The 17,844-nt window shown below is 44.6% G+C and carries 22 protein-coding genes; 21 read left to right on the forward strand and 1 reads right to left on the reverse strand.

Annotated features, from left to right (window positions below; genetic code table 11):
- Positions 1-6: 6 nt before the first annotated feature.
- The 21 genes from GKR71_RS20440 (at position 7) to GKR71_RS16480 (ending at position 16,134) form a co-directional block, all read left to right on the forward strand.
- Positions 7-720 carry a phage minor head protein gene (locus GKR71_RS20440; protein ID WP_154634603.1) on the forward strand — a complete coding sequence of 238 codons (714 nt, stop codon included), beginning with the start codon at positions 7-9 and terminating at the stop codon, positions 718-720.
- Entirely contained in the window at positions 717-1,973 is a 1,257-nt protein-coding gene (locus tag GKR71_RS16385; protein ID WP_154634579.1) for a DUF2213 domain-containing protein, read from the forward strand. Before GKR71_RS20440 ends, GKR71_RS16385 begins: the two co-directional genes overlap by 4 nt.
- A complete protein-coding gene (locus GKR71_RS16390) occupies positions 1,973-2,470 on the forward strand; it encodes a structural cement protein Gp24 (protein ID WP_154634580.1) in 498 nt (165 codons plus the stop codon). The genes GKR71_RS16385 and GKR71_RS16390 overlap by 1 nt, the downstream gene beginning before the upstream one ends.
- Entirely contained in the window at positions 2,470-3,537 is a 1,068-nt protein-coding gene (locus GKR71_RS16395; RefSeq protein ID WP_154634581.1) for a major capsid family protein, read from the forward strand. The genes GKR71_RS16390 and GKR71_RS16395 overlap by 1 nt, the downstream gene beginning before the upstream one ends.
- Positions 3,538-3,593: 56 nt before the next feature.
- A complete protein-coding gene (locus GKR71_RS16400; RefSeq protein ID WP_154634582.1) occupies positions 3,594-3,935 on the forward strand; it encodes a hypothetical protein in 342 nt (113 codons plus the stop codon).
- A 2-nt stretch (positions 3,936-3,937) separates the two neighbouring features.
- Positions 3,938-4,369: a DUF4054 domain-containing protein gene (locus GKR71_RS16405; RefSeq protein ID WP_154634604.1), complete on the forward strand. Its 432-nt coding sequence runs from the start codon at positions 3,938-3,940 to the stop codon at positions 4,367-4,369.
- Positions 4,369-4,827, forward strand: a complete 459-nt coding sequence (locus tag GKR71_RS16410; RefSeq protein ID WP_006661494.1) for a hypothetical protein — start codon at positions 4,369-4,371, stop codon at positions 4,825-4,827. The genes GKR71_RS16405 and GKR71_RS16410 overlap by 1 nt, the downstream gene beginning before the upstream one ends.
- A complete protein-coding gene (locus tag GKR71_RS16415; RefSeq protein WP_154634583.1) occupies positions 4,827-5,195 on the forward strand; it encodes a phage collar protein in 369 nt (122 codons plus the stop codon). Before GKR71_RS16410 ends, GKR71_RS16415 begins: the two co-directional genes overlap by 1 nt.
- Positions 5,185-5,700 carry a phage gateway protein gene (locus GKR71_RS16420; RefSeq protein ID WP_154634584.1) on the forward strand — a complete coding sequence of 172 codons (516 nt, stop codon included), beginning with the start codon at positions 5,185-5,187 and terminating at the stop codon, positions 5,698-5,700. Before GKR71_RS16415 ends, GKR71_RS16420 begins: the two co-directional genes overlap by 11 nt.
- A gap of 9 nt (positions 5,701-5,709) precedes the next feature.
- Positions 5,710-7,197 (forward strand): DUF3383 domain-containing protein, encoded by a 1,488-nt coding sequence (locus tag GKR71_RS16425; protein WP_154634585.1) that lies wholly within the window; start codon positions 5,710-5,712, stop codon positions 7,195-7,197.
- Between the two features lie 10 nt (positions 7,198-7,207).
- Positions 7,208-7,660, forward strand: a complete 453-nt coding sequence (locus GKR71_RS16430; RefSeq protein ID WP_154634586.1) for a phage tail fiber protein — start codon at positions 7,208-7,210, stop codon at positions 7,658-7,660.
- A gap of 49 nt (positions 7,661-7,709) precedes the next feature.
- The gene (locus GKR71_RS16435) at positions 7,710-8,168 is read left to right on the forward strand and encodes a hypothetical protein (RefSeq protein WP_154634587.1); all 459 of its coding nucleotides are present in this window, start codon (positions 7,710-7,712) and stop codon (positions 8,166-8,168) included.
- A gap of 82 nt (positions 8,169-8,250) precedes the next feature.
- The gene (locus GKR71_RS16440; protein WP_230085108.1) at positions 8,251-10,338 is read left to right on the forward strand and encodes a hypothetical protein; all 2,088 of its coding nucleotides are present in this window, start codon (positions 8,251-8,253) and stop codon (positions 10,336-10,338) included.
- Positions 10,335-10,865 carry a phage baseplate protein gene (locus GKR71_RS16445; RefSeq protein WP_154634588.1) on the forward strand — a complete coding sequence of 177 codons (531 nt, stop codon included), beginning with the start codon at positions 10,335-10,337 and terminating at the stop codon, positions 10,863-10,865. The genes GKR71_RS16440 and GKR71_RS16445 overlap by 4 nt, the downstream gene beginning before the upstream one ends.
- The gene (locus GKR71_RS16450) at positions 10,865-11,158 is read left to right on the forward strand and encodes a phage baseplate plug family protein (RefSeq protein ID WP_154634589.1); all 294 of its coding nucleotides are present in this window, start codon (positions 10,865-10,867) and stop codon (positions 11,156-11,158) included. Before GKR71_RS16445 ends, GKR71_RS16450 begins: the two co-directional genes overlap by 1 nt.
- Entirely contained in the window at positions 11,151-11,966 is an 816-nt protein-coding gene (locus GKR71_RS16455; RefSeq protein ID WP_154634606.1) for a baseplate hub protein, read from the forward strand. The genes GKR71_RS16450 and GKR71_RS16455 overlap by 8 nt, the downstream gene beginning before the upstream one ends.
- A gap of 3 nt (positions 11,967-11,969) precedes the next feature.
- Positions 11,970-12,662, forward strand: coding sequence for a Gp138 family membrane-puncturing spike protein (locus GKR71_RS16460; protein WP_154634590.1), 693 nt, complete (start codon positions 11,970-11,972; stop codon positions 12,660-12,662).
- Positions 12,659-13,003, forward strand: coding sequence for a hypothetical protein (locus GKR71_RS16465; RefSeq protein ID WP_154634591.1), 345 nt, complete (start codon positions 12,659-12,661; stop codon positions 13,001-13,003). The genes GKR71_RS16460 and GKR71_RS16465 overlap by 4 nt, the downstream gene beginning before the upstream one ends.
- The gene (locus tag GKR71_RS16470; RefSeq protein ID WP_154634592.1) at positions 12,996-14,183 is read left to right on the forward strand and encodes a baseplate J/gp47 family protein; all 1,188 of its coding nucleotides are present in this window, start codon (positions 12,996-12,998) and stop codon (positions 14,181-14,183) included. The genes GKR71_RS16465 and GKR71_RS16470 overlap by 8 nt, the downstream gene beginning before the upstream one ends.
- The gene (locus tag GKR71_RS16475) at positions 14,180-14,839 is read left to right on the forward strand and encodes a DUF2612 domain-containing protein (protein WP_154634593.1); all 660 of its coding nucleotides are present in this window, start codon (positions 14,180-14,182) and stop codon (positions 14,837-14,839) included. The genes GKR71_RS16470 and GKR71_RS16475 overlap by 4 nt, the downstream gene beginning before the upstream one ends.
- A gap of 5 nt (positions 14,840-14,844) precedes the next feature.
- The gene (locus tag GKR71_RS16480; RefSeq protein WP_154634594.1) at positions 14,845-16,134 is read left to right on the forward strand and encodes a phage baseplate protein; all 1,290 of its coding nucleotides are present in this window, start codon (positions 14,845-14,847) and stop codon (positions 16,132-16,134) included.
- Positions 16,135-16,326: 192 nt separating this feature from the next.
- On the opposite strand, the gene GKR71_RS16485 is transcribed toward GKR71_RS16480, so the two are convergent.
- Positions 16,327-17,628: a hypothetical protein gene (locus GKR71_RS16485; protein WP_154634595.1), complete on the reverse strand. Its 1,302-nt coding sequence runs from the start codon at positions 17,626-17,628 to the stop codon at positions 16,327-16,329.
- Between the last annotated feature and the right edge of the window lie 216 nt (positions 17,629-17,844).

Below are 17,844 nucleotides of genomic sequence, written 5' to 3' on the forward strand. Positions count from 1 at the left end.
AACTCAATGATTAAAGACTATGAAAAAGTGTTTAGTGAACTGAGTGATGATTTTGACGGCGCCACGATGGACGCCAGCATTGCGAGTCAAACGCGAATTTGGCTCAACCGGTTAAAACGTAAATGGGATAAAATCTTTAATACTCAATCGAGCGCCATGGCCGATAAGTTTGTTTCACAAGTCGACATCGGTGCGCAGCGTAATTTAGACGATTCTCTCAAGCAGCTTTCTGGTGGTATCGCCATCAAAACCCCAGCAATGCCCGACGCGTTAAAAGACAAAATGATTGCCGCAACAGCTGAAAATATCTCTCTGATTAAATCCATTCCTACTCAATTTCATCAACGTATTGAAAGTGCGGCGTTGCGCTCTATCTCACAAAGCGGAGAGGGGGCTAAAACGCTGCTAGATGAAATACGGGATATCGGAAGCGTCACGGAAAGCCGAGCGAATTTTATCGCCGTTGACCAAACGCGAAAAATCACGACTGCGGCGAACTATGAGCGCATGAAATCAGCGGGAATTCGTAAAGCTATTTGGCATCACTCCGGTGGAAGTGCCGAGCCTAGAGAGTGGCACCTGCAGCTAGACGGTGAAGTCTTTGATTTAGATAACCCACCCATGATTGACCCAAAAACGGGCGAGCGTGGATTACCGGGGCAATTACCTAATTGTAAGTGCTTTTGGTCACCCGTTATCGATTTTGGCGAGGAGACATGACAAAACGAACTTATGACAACAACGGCTGGCTCGAAGTAAAAGACAACCCCATCTCTAAAGTTGGGGTTTTTGATTATTTGGGGGCAGAAATTGGTGCGCCGGTACCCGATAAAATTTACCGTGTATTGCGCCCACCCGAAGAATTAGCCAGTGAAGAGACGATCAACTCTTTCAAGTTAACCCCGTTCATTATTGAACATGAAATGCTGGGTAAATATGCCACCCCAGCGGAGAAGAAAGGCATTCAGGGTGTTATTGGTGAGAACGTGTATTTTGACCCTCCGTATCTTAGAGCCAATATCAAAATCTTTTCTGATGTAGCACTTAGCAATATCGACAGCGGCAAAATCGACCTTTCACCTGGTTACCGCAGTAAGTATGAATTCACCTCCGGTATTTATGAAGGGCAGCACTATGACGTAATTCAGCGTCACCTACGTGGAAATCACCTCGCATTAGTAGATGAAGGGCGAACCGGCCCTGATGTTGCTGTGCAAGATCACCTCGTTATTACTATCGACACAAAGGAACTTATTCGCATGAACGAAGAAGAAAACAAAGAGAAGCAAACCGCTGATGAAGGTGCGTTTACAGCGGAGCAAGTCACTGCGCTGAAAAGCATTATTGCAGAGGTGATTGCACAAACTAAGCCTTCAACCGACGAAGAGCCGGAAGAAGAAAAAAAATCTACGGATGCTAATCCCGAAGAAGAGCAAAAAGCTGAAGAAGCCGTAGCAGCTGCCGAAGTTGCAGTGGGAGAAGCCTCAACGGGTACATCTGAAGCCGTAGAAGCTGCTGAAGTTGCGATTGAAACCGCTGTTGAAGCTATCGAGGAAGCCAAAGAGCATCTCGACCAAGCTACCACTGATAGTTTAAATCGTCGCATCAAGCGCTTGAAAAATGGCATCGGCACGATGGACGAGATTGCATCTTTAAAGCGCAAGATTAAGCGCTTGGAAGCGTCAAAGCCAACAATGGACACTGGTACGCTGTTAAAGCAAATCGGTGAGCGTGATTCATTAGCGCATAAGTTGACCCCGTTCATTGGCGTGTTTGACCATGCTGCCATGACTAAGCAGCAAGTAGCGGAGTATGGCGTTGATAAGCTCGGTATTCAATGTGGCAAAGGTAATGAATCCATTGCACTCGATGCGTGGATGCAAGGGCGTGTACCGGATTCTCAGAAAGCTACGGCAACGATGGACTCTGCGGTTAGCAATCAATCAATTATGGATAAATGGGGAGCTAAATAATGGCAATTCCTAAATCAGTGGCGCATGGTTTAACGTCTGGTGTCGTGGGTGAAATCAGCCATGCAGGCCCGATTCGCGCAATAGCGGCAATTCTCAGTTCAAAAGATGAGAAAGAAAACATTTTCGGTCGCGCTTTCACTTACAAAGATGATTCCGTTGAGTCTGTTCAAGTTGGCGGTGATGGCGCATTTGCTGGGATCATGATTAACCCGAAAGCGTATCGTGTTGAAGTGGGTTATGCACGTAACGGTACGCAAGGTGAGTTTTTGGCAATGGGCGAAGTCTATGTCGAACTCGAAGAGGGGGTAGGTAAGATCAATGCGCCAGTTGTCTTTGATGAAACGGACGGCTCACTTTCCTCCAAGCTTGTTCCAGCAGCTGGTGACCGCGTGATTGGTTTTGTTAGTCGTCACGTTGAATCCAGCGAATCAGCCCATTTGAGCGTTATTCGCTTAACTGAAATCCCATACCCAGTGGCAGTAAAGGAAGGTGAATAATGCCAGTTAGCAAGCAAAAGTTTTATATGTCCGGTCGTAAAGTTAAAGAAAAAGGACAGCTTAATATCAATCCCGCTCAGAAGTGGACATACGAAGAGTTAGACAAAATCGGCTTTGGTGGACTGGCTGCAATGGACTCCGCAATTAGCGGTACCGCCATGCAGGGTGGGTTAATTCAGCGTGAAATGTTGCAACATGTTCTCCCTGGACTGATTCGTACTGCAACTCGTGTTCGCGTACTGGATGAAATCACCGGTGTATTGAATGCGGGTGAGTGGCACGATGAAGAAATCATCTTAAACGTGGCAACACCAACCGGTAAAGCTGAGCTCTACGGTGATCATACCAACGTGCCGTTATCATCTTACATTCAAGACCAAGAGCGTCGCGGCATCGTGCGTTTCGAACAAGGCTTCCAAGTCGGTAAGCTCGAAGAAGCGCGCCAGTCTGCAGCAGGGTTTGAATCAGCAGCAGAAAAACGTAATGCGGTGGTTGAGTCATTAGAGCAAGGTCGTGAGCGCATTGGTTATTACGGTTTTAATGCCCCTGAAACCCGTGTTTTCGGTCTGTTAAATGAGCCTAATTTGCCGGCTTATGAAACTGCATCGAAAAAGTGGAAAGGCGGTACGTTTGCGGATATCACCAAAGATATCACTGACATGTTCTCACGCATTGAGATCACCTCTGGCGGTATTATCAAAGATGATATCAATATCACGTTGACGTTGCCGTTGGGCTACCGTTCAGCACTAAACGTTGCTAACCCTGTGGCGCGAGGTGAGACCGTGTATCAGTGGGTGAAAGAGAACTATCCAAACATGCGCTTTGTGTTCTCGCCTGAATTTGTCGGGGCGAATGGTGGGGCTGATGTGGCGTATATGTTCGCTGACACTGTGGATGATGGCTCAACCGCAACCAGCGCGACAATCTTGCAAGTTGTACCGGTTAAGTACCAATTGCTGGGTTCACAAGCTCAGATTAAAGGGTATTTAGAGGATGCGACTAACGCAACAGCAGGTGTCTTTGTCACGCGTCCTTGGGCGATCACCCGTCTAACGGGCATCTAACTTAACTACTTCCTTTTTTACGCCCTCATTTGAGGGCTTTTTTCTTGGAGAAAGCCATGTCTCTCTATGTTTATTGCACATTATCAAACGACCAAAATTACTCCGTTAAAGACGGCAAGGTGTTTATTGCAGGTCAAGCCAACATCATGACTAAGCACATGTATACCCCGCGTGGGCGTGTCACGGAAATTAGTGATGAACAATACGCCCAACTTAAAGATAACCATGTATTTCAGTTGCATAAAGAAAACGGGTTTATCAGTGTGGAAAATCGCAAAGAAGATCCAGACAAGGTGGCTACAAATATGGAAGCCAGTGACAACTCAGCACCTGAAACACCTGAATCACTGGAAGCGGCTAAACAGGAAGTTCCGAAAACCAACAAAAAGGGTAAATAATGATGGATGCGAGCACATTTCCTCTTCAATCATTTCGTGTGCTCCGCCCTCAGTTCAACGGGGTGCCTGATGATGATGTTTATGTTATCGCCCAATCTGCGTTGAATTACTTCTCGCCTTGTCGTGGTGTTTGTACCAATGAATTGTGGATGTTGGTTGTTGCTCATATGTTGGATTTAAACCAACAAATCGCCGAGGGTGCTGCGCCAACAGGGGTTATCACCAGTGTTACCATGGACAAAATCAGCGTGTCATATTCCGCGCCCCCTGCCGGTTCTGATTGGTCGCACTGGTTCAAAATGACGACCTACGGGCAGCAGTTCTTAGCGCTAATTAAACGCTGTAGCGTACCTCAATACTTTGGTGGTGTGGGTGAGCGCTCGGCATTTCGTGGCGTTGGTGGTCGATTCACGCGAGGAGGGCGGTTGCGTTAATGACAAAATTGGCTCAGTTGAAAAAAGTCTATGACGAATTGGGTAATAAACAGCTGAAAGTCGGTTTTTTTGATCATTCAAAATATCCCGATGGGACGCCAATTGCGTATGTTGCCGCTATTCAGGAATTAGGTTATCCCGAAGGTGGTATTCCTCCTCGCTCGTTTTTTCGCCCTACGATGAGTGATAAAAAATCAGAGTATGGTTCGTTAATCTTTCGTGCCGCTAAAGCAGCTGCAAAGGGAAATATCACAGTCACCGATGGGCTAACTCAAGTGGGTGCAAAAGCAGCTAGTGATGTGAAGTTAGCTATCAAAGCAGTAACAACACCCGCATTAGATGATGCAACAGTAAAGGCTCGTGCGCGGCGACATAGCAAAGGCAAATCGACGAATAAGCCATTGGTCGATACAGGTCAGATGTTAAATGCGGTCACTTTTGCCGTGGAGGACAAATAATGTTTGGTAATTTGCATCGCATAGCTTCTCGCTATATTCCTCAGCAAAAAGCCCTGTGGTTTCGCTTTAAAGGTCGTGAGCCAGATGATTTAGGGCATGACCAAAATCAGTACCATGAACCGGTTGAAATTCGCGGGAGTTGGCAAGCGGTAGATACACAAGACGCCCAAAGTATGGGGTTTGATTCAAGCTCGGTTTATCGTCGCTTCTATACCTCTCACGATATCAAAAGCATTCAGCGCGGAACGTCTCCCGATTTCCTTGTTTTCAATGGCAAAAAATACGATGTGATGGGCGATGCGGATTGGTATGAGCAGGACGGTTGGAAATCGGTAATTTGTATCGAGGTAGGTGCTTATGACAGATAACGAAGTTGATATTGCCATTCGTAAACAGCTTCTTTTTCAACTTAAAGCGGCAGGGATTGAGATCCCGGTCAAAGCGGGTTTTCAATCGACAAAGCAAGGTCGTGAGGAAAACATGCTGATGTTTTTCCCTATTGATGAGCATGGTCACGGATGGCAGGGGCGAAAATACAACGTTCAAGGTGAAAAGGCGAATCACCAAGAAAACCAATTATCTGAAAAGACATACCAGTTTCAAGCCTTAATCACCGATTTAGGGCGTTATACGGCGGGAGACATTACCGCTATTGTCAGAATGATTACCAACTCTTTGCCGTTTGTTGAAGCATTAAGAAAGCAAGGTGTGGGTATTCAACGCGCAAGCACCATTCGTAGACCTTATTTTCTTAATGATCATGGTAACTACGAACAAAATCCCTCGTTCGACCTCACAGTTTCATTCATCCGTACATTACTTCCCGATACAGCGGCTGTTAGTGCGCTCTATCCTGACATTCACCGCATATAAGGTTTTACTATGCCAATTAAACAAACTCGATACGTTGATATCGCATCGGCGGTCATTGGCGCGTCTGCTGTTCCGATGCGTAAATTAATCGGTCGCTTATTTTCAACAAACCCCAAAATTCCCGCAGGCAAAGTTTTAGAGTTTGCCAGTGGTCAAGTTGATGAACTGTTAGGCGCGGATTCACCCGAAGCGCACTTTGCGCGTCAGTATTTCAGCTATGTCAGTCCAGCACCGGTTAGCAAGCCTAAAGCGCTGCAAATCGCGTCTTATGAGCCAGTAGGACGAGCACCTACGTTGTTTGGTACCAAGGCAGCGGCGTTAGCAGATTTAAAAATGATTGCGGATGGTACTTTGTCTGTCACTATCGGTTCCATCACCAAAGATTACAAAGACTTGGATTTATCCGAGGTGAAATCGTATGCCGATATTGCCTCTCTGATCCAAGCGAAACTGAATGCCGAGACTGAACCTCAATTCTCAAGCAGCTATTTGACGTTTAACTCATTGAATAGTGCCTTTGAATTAAGCGGTGGCGTTCAGGAACGCGCCTCTATCAGTGTGGCTTACTCCGTGCTGTCGAATGCGATGGGGTTATCATCCGGCACCACATCCGAAGGTAATCCAGCACAAACACCACTTGAAGCCTTTATTATTGCTGAGCAAGTTTCCGATTCTTTTGGCAGTGCAACATTCTTAGATGAAATGTCGTTAGAACAAGCGGTTCCACTGGCGCAGTATGTAGCAGGTGAAAACGTGAAGTACCAACTTCACCTGAGCGTGAGTAAAGGTAAGGTTGAAGATTTTAGCGCAGCATTAATCAGTACTGCATCTGTAGGGCTTAATCTTAAAACTGAAAATGGTTACCACGTCCAAGCGCTGCCAATGGCGATCATGGCCGCAACTGATTATGACCGTACTAATGCAACAACGAACTACATGTTCCGTCAATTTAGCGTGACGTTCCCAGCGCAGGTTACTACTGACCAGGATGCCAACCTTTACGACAAATCGCGTGTGAACTACTACGGTGAAACGGCGGTTGCCGGTTCGCAGATTCGCTTTTATCAGCGCGGGTTCTTGTGTGGGGGACCATCGAATCCATTGGACATGAGTGTCCACGCTAACGAGCAGTGGTTAAAAGCCTATATCGCGCAACAGTGGTTCAGTGTATTGCTTTCCACGCGTGGTGTTCCGGCGAATAAAGATGGGGAAGCCCGTGCGCTTATGGTGATAGCTGGGGCGGTTACTAAGGCATTGGATAACGGCACGATTTTAGCCGGCAAGACAATCACCGAAGTTCAAAAACTGGCGATTGCCGATGCTTCCGGTGATGACCTCGCTTGGCATGACGTGCAGGACAAGGGCTATTGGTACAACGCCCAAATCGTTGAAAGCACTGGCGAGAGTGGATTGCCCGAGTATGTCATGAAGTACGTATTAATTTACGGAAAAGGCGACTGGGTACGCAAAGTCGAAGGCTCACATAATTTAGTGTAAGGAACAGATAATGAGCGACATTTCAGCAACAGGCTTGAGTTTAACGATTCAAGCCTCTAAAACTTTTCCTGCCGGTATCTTAATCACCACCTTTGCGGATGATGCCGACCCGCTGGATTTACCTGCCGTCGATATCGCGCAGACTGGCATGGACATTAACGGTAATTTGGTGAGCTGGTCAATACCGACGCCGCAGACGGTGACAATTAACGTTTTAGCCGGTAGCGAAGAAGACCAAAACCTGTCGATTTTGCTCGAGGCAAATACAGCGAAAAAAGGGCGTCGTCATGCCGGCGATATGATCACGATGGTGGCATCGTATGGGGATGGTTCAACTACGACGGCACGTAACGGTAAAATCACCAATGGTCCTCGAGGTAATTCAGCAGGGTCATCGGGTAAGTTAAAAGCAAAGCAATATACCTTTGTTTTCCAAGACTTCGACAGCACGCGAGTCCGTTAATTCACTTCCAACTATGGCGGGGTTCCCCGCTTTTTTATAGGTTCACATCATGTTAATTAAACCCAAAGAAGTCGCTATCAAAGACGTTGATGGTGACGAAAAGCTATTTGTGATCAGCCGACTACCGGCAACTGTCGGGCGTGAAATTTTGGCTAAATACCCACTGTCTAACGCACCGAAAATTGGTGATTATGATGTCAGTAAAGAAGCCATGCTGAAAATGATGGCGTATGTCTGCGTTGTGGTTGAGGGGGATGAAATTCCACTTAAAACGCAAACATTGATTGATAACCACGTGCCGGATGGTGAATCGTTGATCCGCTTAGAGTTGGAGATGTTGAAATATAACACCAGTTTTTTCGGCAAAGACGGGAGCCAAGGTTTCCTCCAATTCCTGCTCAGCAAGGTAAGCGCTTCACTCCCGTCGATTATAAAAACGCTGATAGCTTCTTTGCCGTCATCATCAGCGAACGCCTCGCCACCTTCACAGAACTCAAAACCTCAATAGATTTAGAAGAGGCGATGGACCTGTGGGAAATCGCTATTACCAATCGCTATAACGAAGCCCTAGCGGCTTCAAAGGATAGATAATGTCATTAATGGATACCTTTGTTCAGGTTTTTGAGTTTGACACAAAGCAAGCAGACAGTGCGTTTGAGAAAGTCCAACGCTCTACTGATGACATTATCGCGGACATGAAACTGGTAAGCGAGAATGCCAAAGGGGGGATCACTTCACTCACTGGATTTCTTTCTCAAGTTGCATCCTCGCTTCAAGCCGGTGCGGATAGTGCAAAAGTTGATATTAATCTCGATGCGCCTAGGGAGGAAATGTCCGCGTATCTCGATGAGATGAAACACTATCTTGATTATGCAAAATCACTGCAGCAATCAAATGTGTTATCTGCCGAAAGTAATAAAAAGCTGGCTAATGGTATTCAAGTTCTTGAGTCAAATATTCAGCGTGCAGAAGGCACTTTATCAGACCACACCACGGTTACTGGAAAAGCCGTGAATGAAGCCGAAAAGTTAGCCAATAAAAACTATCAGCTCTCAAAATCTGTGGATAACGTCGCCACGCAATACGGCAAGGCCACACACTCACTGTCGGGCTTTTTAGTCAAAATGGCTGGCATGGTGGGTTTGGGTTTAACAATTGGCGGTGTGGCCTCTTTTATCCAATCTACCGCTGAAGAAGTGAATATCTTATCGCAGTCTGCAGATGCGATGAATTTGCCCGTTGAAGACGTAGATGCGTTCGGAAAAGTAATTACAGCCATGGGTGGGGATGCACAAGGCGCGCGTGACTCACTTATGGATATGTCTGAAAGCATTGGTGAAGCGTTACAAGATGCATCATCTGGTAAAGCTGATGTATTTAAAAGCTTAAAAATCAGCTTAAAAGACGTAAAAGGCGACTCCATTAATGCGATGGAAGGCTTATACCGCTTATCCGATGCGGTTCAAGGGATGAGCAAAGAAGAAGCAATATTTAGGATTAAAGAAGTCGGGATTACCGATAACAAAATTGTTGAATCAATATTAAAGGGTCGGCAAGAACTCGAGACTTTAACGAAAAAACAAAAAGAAAATGGCGTTGTCACCAAAGAGCTGGCCCTACAATCTCAAAAGTATAAAGAGGTTACAGGTGGTCTAAAAACCGTATTCAGTAGTGTCATGATGAGCGTTATGAATGCGGCGCTGCCAGCATTAACGGCGGTTCTATCGTGGGTGCAATCTTTTGTTAAGTTTTGCAGTGATAACAAAGGATTGATAACGGGATTCTTTATTGCCATCGGTTCGGCCATCGCCCTTTATTACATCCCTCCAATGTTATCTGCAGCCGCAGTTACGCTAGCCGCAACATGGCCCATTCTGGCAATTATTGCCGTCATCGCATTGTTAGCGGCTGCGTTCGCTTTTGTCTATGACGACATCATGAATTTTATCGACGGAAACGACTCGATGATCGGCCGTATTCTTGATGAATATCCGGGGCTGAAAGCTGTCATTTTACAGTTGTGGGAATCATTTAAGATTTTCTTTAACTTCATTATTGATGTTGCGAAAGTAGTAGCCGATGCAGCTGTCGCTGCATTCAACTTGATGATGGATGGCGTCTCGAATTTTGTTGCTGTGCTGAATGCCTTTATTGATGGTTTGAAAGGGTGGGGCGCGAAATTTGAGGGAGTATTTGACTCCGTATCAAATACTGTTGTGGATATTTTCAAATGGTTGTGGGCGCAAATACAGCAATATCTCGGCTGGATCAATGACGGGCTGGACGCGATTAAAAATGGCTGGAGTACAGTTAAAGGCTGGTTTGGTTTTGAAGATGCAGAAGTGACTCAGACAGTTGAGCGTAAAGTCTCTGCAGGTGGAACAATCGAACACAAGATCCCTGAAACGCCAAAACTGTCGGAAGAAGATACGGCCTTACTGGTGCAAGGGTTAAACCAGCAAATCACAGGTATGTCGACTAATCCAATGAACCCCGTCACTAGTCAAGCAATCAGTAATCAATCCAGCACGACCAACGAAACCAATCTTTCAATTGGTGAAATCAAGGTTGAAACACAAGCGACGGATGCGCAAGGTATGGCTAACGGCACAAAAGATGCGCTTCAATCACAGCTGCAAGATTTGGGGCATCAAAATAGCACAGGGTGGGGCAAATGATCACCGAAGTTAAAATATTCAACGTAGATAATTTTACGACACTATTTGAGAGTGCAAACCCTATCCAAATTAATGTCCGTGACGAACATAAAGCGACGCAGTTTGCTGTTGAATCCGGCGAGACGCGTAGCGATCATGTCGTTGTTCAGCCGGTTGAAATTGGCATGGATCTTATACTTACGGGCGAGATGAAAAATGCGTTTGAGCTTATGCAGCAAGCGTATGACAAACATCAATTAGTCGGCATTCAAACGCGTGTTAAAACCTATCAACCTATGTTGTTAGTGAATTTCTATCATGATGAAATTCCTGAAATGGCAGACGCGATTAAGTTGTCATTACGTTTCACTGAGTGGCGAACGGTCGAGCCAGAGTACGGTGACTTGCAGCCTCGCAAGGTTGCCAAAAAAGAGCAATCAAGCACTGTGAACCGAGGCAAGATTCAAACTTCGACAGTACCAGAGAAGAAGAAAAAATCGGCAGCCGCTAAGGTTGCTGATGGCGAATTTACACTAGGGGAATGGTAATGCAAGAGATTCCATTAAATGCAGTCCCCAACCAACGATTGCGGGTAAGCCTTGCCGATGATGAGTGGGAACTCACGATAAAAGTGGCGCGTAATGTGATGTGCTGCGACATTAAACGTAATGATGTAACTCTAATCCAAGGTATTCGCGTCATGCCCAATCAACCTCTAATCCCCTATCGCTATTTATCCGGTACCGGCAATTTTGCGTTTATCACGGATAATGACGAGTTGCCGTGGTGGGAACAGTTTGGGAAATCTCAATATTTGGTGTGGTGGGGTGCTGATGATTGATTTACGCCGCATTAGAGTTGGCATTGAGGTAAATGGTCGTCTGCAGTGGTATGAGGGCTTGCGTATAAAAGCCAATGGCACCAAGTATGCCAACCCATTGCAGAATGAGTGTACGGTCAACATTGACGGTTTAAATGCGGATACGCGCAATATGCTGTTAACGGAAACCAGTCCGTATACAAAAAGTAAAATGCCGCACCGGTTAATTGTTGAAGCCGGTCGCGCCAGTACGGGAGTGTTTCGGATTTATGTCGGCGATATTGTCAGTGCTGAAATAGCATCCCCACCGGATGTCACGCTGACATTAAAAGCCAAAACCAATAATGCCACCGCACGAGAAATAGTATCAACGTCCGGTTCGGCAATAAACAAGCTTAGTGATATTGCAAAGAACATTGCGCAAGATTGTCATGTAAAACTCGACTTTCAAGCCACTGATAAGAATATTGCTAACTGGTATTTTTGCGGCTCTGCACTTAAACAGGTCGAAAAGCTGCAAGAGGCCGGCAGAGTCAAAGCGTTTATTGACGATGATGTGTTGTATGTCAAAGACCAGGATAAGGCTCTAAGTGGTCGTTTGCGTATTTTAAACCAAAAATCCGGCATGGTGGGAATTCCAAAAGTCACTGAAAAAGGCGTTGATGTCACGTATCTCATTGATGCTGAGTCGTCACTTGGTGGGATGCTTCGCCTTGAAAGTAAGTTTAATCCTGCACTTAACGGCGATTACATTATCGAACAACTCAAGTTCGATATTGCTTCTCACGACGACCCTTTCTTTTACCAAGCGACCTGCAAACGAGTCTAAATCATGAATCAACCTAATAGTGATATTGCTAGCGAAGGCAGCTTGGCAGGGCAGCTCTCGGCTGCATTTCGCAATTTCTTGATGAATATTGATGACATGCTTCCGGCGACGGTGGTGAGTTATGACGACCAAACCAACCGCGCTGTTATCAAACCTTTAGTGATGATGGTGTCCACTGAAGGGCAAAAAATGGGGCGAGCTGCGGTACCGAATATCCCTGTTTTTCGTTTTGGTGGTGGAGGCTTTTTTATCCGCATGCCGATTAAACCGGGTGATTTCGGTTGGCTCAAAGCCAATGACCGAGACGTCAGTTTAGTATTTCAACGGGGCGGTTTAGAAGATGAACCCAATACAGCACGTTTGCACACTTTCAGCGATGCGATGTTTTACCCCGACACGCTCAAGGGTTGGCTGATTGATGGAAAAAACGCGGATGCGTTGGTGATCCAATCTATGGATGGATCGGTGTGTTTGTCGCTGCACGAAGGTAAAGCCGTGCTGGATTCGCCCATTCTCGAAGCTAATGTGCCTGAAACCACGTTTAACGGCAATGTGACCATCAACGGCAACCATGCGGTTAACGGTAACAGTGACTCAAACGGTGGAACGATGAAACACAACGGTAAAGATATTGGTTCCACGCACAAACACAGCGGTATTCAGCGTGGTGATAGCAATTCAGGAGATCCCATATGAGGACATTTAATGTCAACAGTAATAACGATATCCATCTTGGGAGTGACGGAAATTTGTCGATTGTGAGTGGTGAACGGGCATCAGAAAAACGCTGCGAACATTATGCCAAAGCATTACGCGGCGAGATGTTGCATAAGTTGGATTTAGGTATTCCGTATTGGAAAACTACGTTTGGACGGCAAGCCGATATTCCGCTGTTTGAATCTGCGTTTCGTGATCGTATGCGAGAGTTGGACGATGTTATATCGGTGTTGTCTTTTTCGGCTTCATTAGTGAATAACACGCTGAAATACACTGCAGTGATACAAACGATTTATGGGGAGATAACACTCAATGGCTGATTATCAATTTATTACCTCACAGGGGGTTGTTGTTCCTGATACCAGCACATTACGTGATGATGTCGAAAACGAATATAGAAGCGTGTTTGGTCAAGATTTAGATGTTAATCCTGAAACCCCACAAGGCTCTCTGATCACCATGGAAGTCGAGAATAGGGACGCAGTCGCTCGTAACAATGCTGAATTAGCCAATCAGATTAACCCCGATTTAGCCGGCGGCATTTTTCTCGATGCAATCTGGGCGCTGATGGGCGGTCAACGCTTTGATGCGACACACTCATTTCTGACTCAGGTTAAGTTTAGTGGTGTCGCTGGTACCATTATCCCTAAAGGTTCACAGGCAACGACGCGAGGTGGCGATCTTTTTGAAACGACCAAAACCTTAATTTTAGGTAAAGACGGCACCGCTACAGGCGATATGCGTTCCATTGAGACTGGTGCAATTGAATGTGGTGTTGGACAGCTTGATAAAGTGGCCAGTTCAGTGCTTGGTTGGGAAACAGTGAATAACCCGACCTCTGCGACGCTAGGGCGAACTGAAGAGTCTGATTTGCATGCCAGACGCAGACGTAAACAAACACTGGCCAGAAATACGGTAAGTGTCGGAGAGGCGATTACATCAGCACTCTATGAGTTGGAAGGCGTGCGTTCTTTGGCATTCAGAGAGAACTATGGCGATACGCCAGTCATTATCGACGGGATCACCTTGGTGCCTCATAGCGTTTACGTTTGTGTTGAGGGCGGTGATAAGAATCAAATTGCTCAATCTTTACTGAGAACTAAAACACTCGGCGCAGCCTTTAACGGCAGTGAAGAAGTTGAGGTGCTGGAGAAAATCAGCGGTCAAACGTATCCCGTGAAATTTGATAGAGCAAAAGAAATCGTGTTGTTTTGTCGTGTGACCGTAAAAAAAGCCACGGTAGATGCACAAACCATTATTCCCAAAGCGGTCGAGTCTTGGGCGAATGGTGATGTGGAAGGCGACGGCGGTTTAGTGGTTGGGCGTGATGTTTCTCCCTTTGAAATTTCAGCCGGTATTAACACCGTAGAGCCAAGACTGTTTATTACGCGTGTAGAGCTTTCAACAGATGGTAAAGCGTGGTCTTCTAATAACTTCACGATAAAGCTGAATGAAGTGTCTCGTATAAAAGGTAGTGCTGTACAAGTGGTGATCGTATGAAATCAGTACAATCATTTGATTTTCATTCGGATTTATTGAAAGCCATTCTTTGGCAATATGAAGATGCGGATAGCTTAAAGGCGTTGGCTGGCTACAAAGCCGCTTACTTTGATAAATCGACAGTGCAGTTTTGGCGCAACTGGTACCGTGATGTTTTTAATATCGATACAGCGAATGAATTCGGTCTCAATATCTGGTCGCGTATTCTTGATGTACCGCTAGGGATTGATGTTCCCCCCAGTGACAAAACGAAAGTGGGGTTTGGTTTTGGCAAAAAGAAAGCCAATTTCAAAGCTAACTTCCGGCGTAATTCAGATTACACACTCGCACTGACGGTTGAGCAAAAGCGGCTAATTATTCGTATGCGTTACTTCAATCTGACTCAAAGCCCCACAGTCACCAATATCAATGAGTTCTTGATGCGTTTCTTTTGGCAAGAGGACAGCAAGGTCTTTGTCTTAGATCCGTTAGACATGACTTACATGTACTACGTCTTCAATTACAACCCTGACGAACGCTTGAGACTCTTATTAGAAAACTTCGACCTTATGCCTCGCCCGTCGGGTGTTGGCGTCAAATATCGCATTGTGACGAAGAAATCCTTCGGTCACGGAAAATTCCGCAAAAACTTCCTGAGCAGTAATTTCGGAGCATAAACACAATGACTAAAATTTTTAAAGTCCCCTTTGCAACACAAGGGGATCGAACTTCTATTCCTAATGAAGTGCAAGCTGATGGCGCCGTGTCTTACACGCAAGGCTATGGATATGATTATGAGCGCGATCAAGTATCAGACCCTGCTGCTAAAGATATCGAACGTGAAAAAATGAACGGGATATTTCACGATATCACAGAGGCTGTAGGCGAAATTCAAAATTACGGCTTTCCTAAATGGGCTGAAGAGGGTAAGCCTTATCCTATTAGAGCTATTGTTTATCACAAAAACAAAGTGTGGCAGTCCAAAGTTGAGAATAATGAAATAGAGCCTGTTGCTGGTGCTCAGTGGGCTGAATTAAAAGCGGACTTAACCGCTGGCGACATCAACGTTTATAACAAGACGGAGTCGGATAAGCGATACCAGCCTTTGGGGAATTATCAGGCTGCAGGATATAGCTACTCAAAATCAGAATCTGATACTAAATATCAACCGAAAGGCAACTATGCTCCTGCTGCTAACTACGCAATGAAAGGTGATAGTTACACGAAAGCAGAGGGCGATGGTCGATACCAGCCAAAAGGCAATTATGCGCCAGCTGGGGACTATGCAACGAATACGGCACTAACCAACGGATTAAATACTAAACTTAATACAAGTAATGTAGCTCAGGGAACAGGGAGTTCAACAGTCAATGTAATGAGCCAAAAAGCCGTTACTGATGCCTTACAAAACGCGGTTAACCTCAATACTATTTATCCAGTGGGAATTGTTGTTTGGTTCGCGCAGAACAAGAATCCCAATACTTTATTCCCTAATACAAAATGGCAATATATTGGTGAAAATAAAACCATTCGATTAGCTAGTTCGAGTGGTAATAATGTCTTATCTACAGGTGGTTCTGACTCAGTCACATTGACAGAAGCACAAATTCCAGCTCATAACCATAGTTTCTCTGCTACCACGAATAATACTGGTGGCCATACTCATAACAGAGGAACCATGGAGATTAATGGGCAGTTTGCTGCGGTAAGGCGAGGTGGTAATCAAAACAACACATTAAATGGTGCATTTACTACCCGAACGAATTGGAATGCTGGGACCAGTTATGGTGGTGGAGATGATGCTGGTGGATTATGGACTTTTCAGGCATCAAAAGGTTGGACTGGTGAAACGTCTAATAATGGCGCTCACACTCACACAGTGTCGGGAACCACAGGAAATAAAGGTGGTGGTACATCCATCAATATAACGAATGCTTATATTATGTTGATGGGGTGGTATAGAATAGCATAATTTGGAATTTTAAGATTCAAATATAAGCCGCTGTAAAAAGCGGCTTCTCATCAAATTAGATATATTAGTCCAGACTTGCACATAAATTTCCTAGGTAGGATATCACAAAGCCTACCAGCCTGCTCTGAGCAAGGAACGAGAGTTAGCAGCTCAAATACTAGAGTAACAAATAGTGCACTCTTCAATGCATGACTATTCTAATGGTGATGGCAACTCCTCTTCAAACTCTACAAGATTGCTATTCTTGAGAAAAAAGAAGAATGTCGAATCAATGGCAAAAAGAAGCTTTTTTCCTTGATCATAGTCGAGTAAAGGGGGGGTTAGTTTTTTCTTAAATTGTAGATGTGATATATTGTGAAGAAGGTTACTTATGTCACTAGGTCTAACATCCCCGGCTCTATGATGTACTGATTTAATTCCATCAGTAATATCGGCTCTGGATAGTCCTCCAACAATACCATTATATCCTTTCTGTGCTATGACTCTTACCAAATAGTATGGCAGGTGGAGAGGTGCTTTCTCCTTACCTTTTGAGTGAGTAATATTACCAGAAGCCAGTAGTTCTAAAGATTGCTGGTGAGTTTCTCGGTATTCATTGCATTTCTCTTCTAACGCCTCTTCAGCGAGAGAATCGCATGCTATATGAAGAGTCTGCCCCTCATGTTTTCGGTTAACGCCAGCAACTCTACAACAGACTTTTAAAAGCTCCTGAAGTACACCAACACTACCAAATGAATTGGCGATAAACTTCAAAATAATACTTTCACTAATTGTGATATTAAGCTCCTGACATCCTTTTTCTATTACTTTTCTAAAGTCGCTGTCAGTCCACGGTTCTACAGGTATATCATCGACTCTATCTGTTAAATCAGAGCAAAAAGACCTAAGCCTATCTTTTTTTCGCCAAACGCCAAGGATCACAAAAATTATATTTGTTTCCTGGAAAGTTCTTAGATCAAATGATAATTCTCTTTGCTTTTCTTCATCGAGATAATGAAAGTTCTCTAAAATAATTTTCTTGTTGAAGTTAATTTTGTGGAGAAGCTCGGAAATATCCTGAGCTACTGATAAATTAAACGGGATAGTTTCGTACGTTTTTGATTTTTTATCTCCAGCACTTATTGTACTAGATGTATTTACTTCCGCTTCTCCAAACAGAAGTACTTTTGCTTTGGCTTTTATACCAATATTTGCTGAGGCTTTGGTGGACTCTTCATCTTGGGTTATCGTTTCAATTTCCACCCCTAGCTGCCTCAATATACTTGAATAAATATCAGATATATTTGTATTAGGCGTAAGTCTAACAACAATATTATTTTCATAAGGTAAATGTCTTGAAACTAGAGCTGTCTTCCCTTGTTTAGATGCTCCATATACTACAATGTGATTTCCGGAGGTTAGAGCATTACTAAATTTGATGTCAATATTATCTCGTTCAACATACGAGCGGATTTGGTTTGAGCTAACCCCAAACACTTCATTTAATCCTACCATATTTCTATCCTTTTCTTAATATATTAGCTTATTCGATGAGTCAATCTGACTTAAATACAGAGTAACTCGCCCAAGAAAATGTTGTTAGTTTTTATTAGCACGCTGAATATAAATACATCAGTTAAAATCGATTGATAGCAGTAAATAGAATACCAGATTTTTTAGCCGGTTGAGCTATCAAATTAGATTTTGCTTCGTATCATAGCTGTATTAGGT

Source organism: Providencia sp. wls1922, assembly GCF_009706505.1.
Taxonomy (GTDB): Bacteria; Pseudomonadota; Gammaproteobacteria; order Enterobacterales; family Enterobacteriaceae; genus Providencia; species Providencia lanzhouensis.

What these genes read in the sequence shown, in the direction of transcription:
- GKR71_RS16425 (WP_154634585.1), top strand. Translation starts at nt 5,710, where the DNA reads ATGCCAATTAAACAAACTCGATACGTTGATATCGCATCGGCGGTCATT.
- GKR71_RS16420 (WP_154634584.1), top strand. Translation starts at nt 5,185, where the DNA reads ATGACAGATAACGAAGTTGATATTGCCATTCGTAAACAGCTTCTTTTT.
- GKR71_RS16400 (WP_154634582.1), top strand. Translation starts at nt 3,594, where the DNA reads ATGTCTCTCTATGTTTATTGCACATTATCAAACGACCAAAATTACTCC.
- GKR71_RS16410 (WP_006661494.1), top strand. Translation starts at nt 4,369, where the DNA reads ATGACAAAATTGGCTCAGTTGAAAAAAGTCTATGACGAATTGGGTAAT.
- GKR71_RS16480 (WP_154634594.1), top strand. Translation starts at nt 14,845, where the DNA reads ATGACTAAAATTTTTAAAGTCCCCTTTGCAACACAAGGGGATCGAACT.
- GKR71_RS16385 (WP_154634579.1), top strand. Translation starts at nt 717, where the DNA reads ATGACAAAACGAACTTATGACAACAACGGCTGGCTCGAAGTAAAAGAC.
- GKR71_RS20440 (WP_154634603.1), top strand. Translation starts at nt 7, where the DNA reads ATGATTAAAGACTATGAAAAAGTGTTTAGTGAACTGAGTGATGATTTT.
- GKR71_RS16470 (WP_154634592.1), top strand. Translation starts at nt 12,996, where the DNA reads ATGGCTGATTATCAATTTATTACCTCACAGGGGGTTGTTGTTCCTGAT.
- GKR71_RS16460 (WP_154634590.1), top strand. Translation starts at nt 11,970, where the DNA reads ATGAATCAACCTAATAGTGATATTGCTAGCGAAGGCAGCTTGGCAGGG.
- GKR71_RS16435 (WP_154634587.1), top strand. Translation starts at nt 7,710, where the DNA reads ATGTTAATTAAACCCAAAGAAGTCGCTATCAAAGACGTTGATGGTGAC.
- GKR71_RS16485 (WP_154634595.1), bottom strand. Translation starts at nt 17,628, where the DNA reads ATGGTAGGATTAAATGAAGTGTTTGGGGTTAGCTCAAACCAAATCCGC.
- GKR71_RS16390 (WP_154634580.1), top strand. Translation starts at nt 1,973, where the DNA reads ATGGCAATTCCTAAATCAGTGGCGCATGGTTTAACGTCTGGTGTCGTG.
- GKR71_RS16440 (WP_230085108.1), top strand. Translation starts at nt 8,251, where the DNA reads ATGTCATTAATGGATACCTTTGTTCAGGTTTTTGAGTTTGACACAAAG.
- GKR71_RS16445 (WP_154634588.1), top strand. Translation starts at nt 10,335, where the DNA reads ATGATCACCGAAGTTAAAATATTCAACGTAGATAATTTTACGACACTA.
- GKR71_RS16430 (WP_154634586.1), top strand. Translation starts at nt 7,208, where the DNA reads ATGAGCGACATTTCAGCAACAGGCTTGAGTTTAACGATTCAAGCCTCT.
- GKR71_RS16465 (WP_154634591.1), top strand. Translation starts at nt 12,659, where the DNA reads ATGAGGACATTTAATGTCAACAGTAATAACGATATCCATCTTGGGAGT.
- GKR71_RS16395 (WP_154634581.1), top strand. Translation starts at nt 2,470, where the DNA reads ATGCCAGTTAGCAAGCAAAAGTTTTATATGTCCGGTCGTAAAGTTAAA.
- GKR71_RS16415 (WP_154634583.1), top strand. Translation starts at nt 4,827, where the DNA reads ATGTTTGGTAATTTGCATCGCATAGCTTCTCGCTATATTCCTCAGCAA.
- GKR71_RS16405 (WP_154634604.1), top strand. Translation starts at nt 3,938, where the DNA reads ATGGATGCGAGCACATTTCCTCTTCAATCATTTCGTGTGCTCCGCCCT.
- GKR71_RS16475 (WP_154634593.1), top strand. Translation starts at nt 14,180, where the DNA reads ATGAAATCAGTACAATCATTTGATTTTCATTCGGATTTATTGAAAGCC.
- GKR71_RS16450 (WP_154634589.1), top strand. Translation starts at nt 10,865, where the DNA reads ATGCAAGAGATTCCATTAAATGCAGTCCCCAACCAACGATTGCGGGTA.
- GKR71_RS16455 (WP_154634606.1), top strand. Translation starts at nt 11,151, where the DNA reads ATGATTGATTTACGCCGCATTAGAGTTGGCATTGAGGTAAATGGTCGT.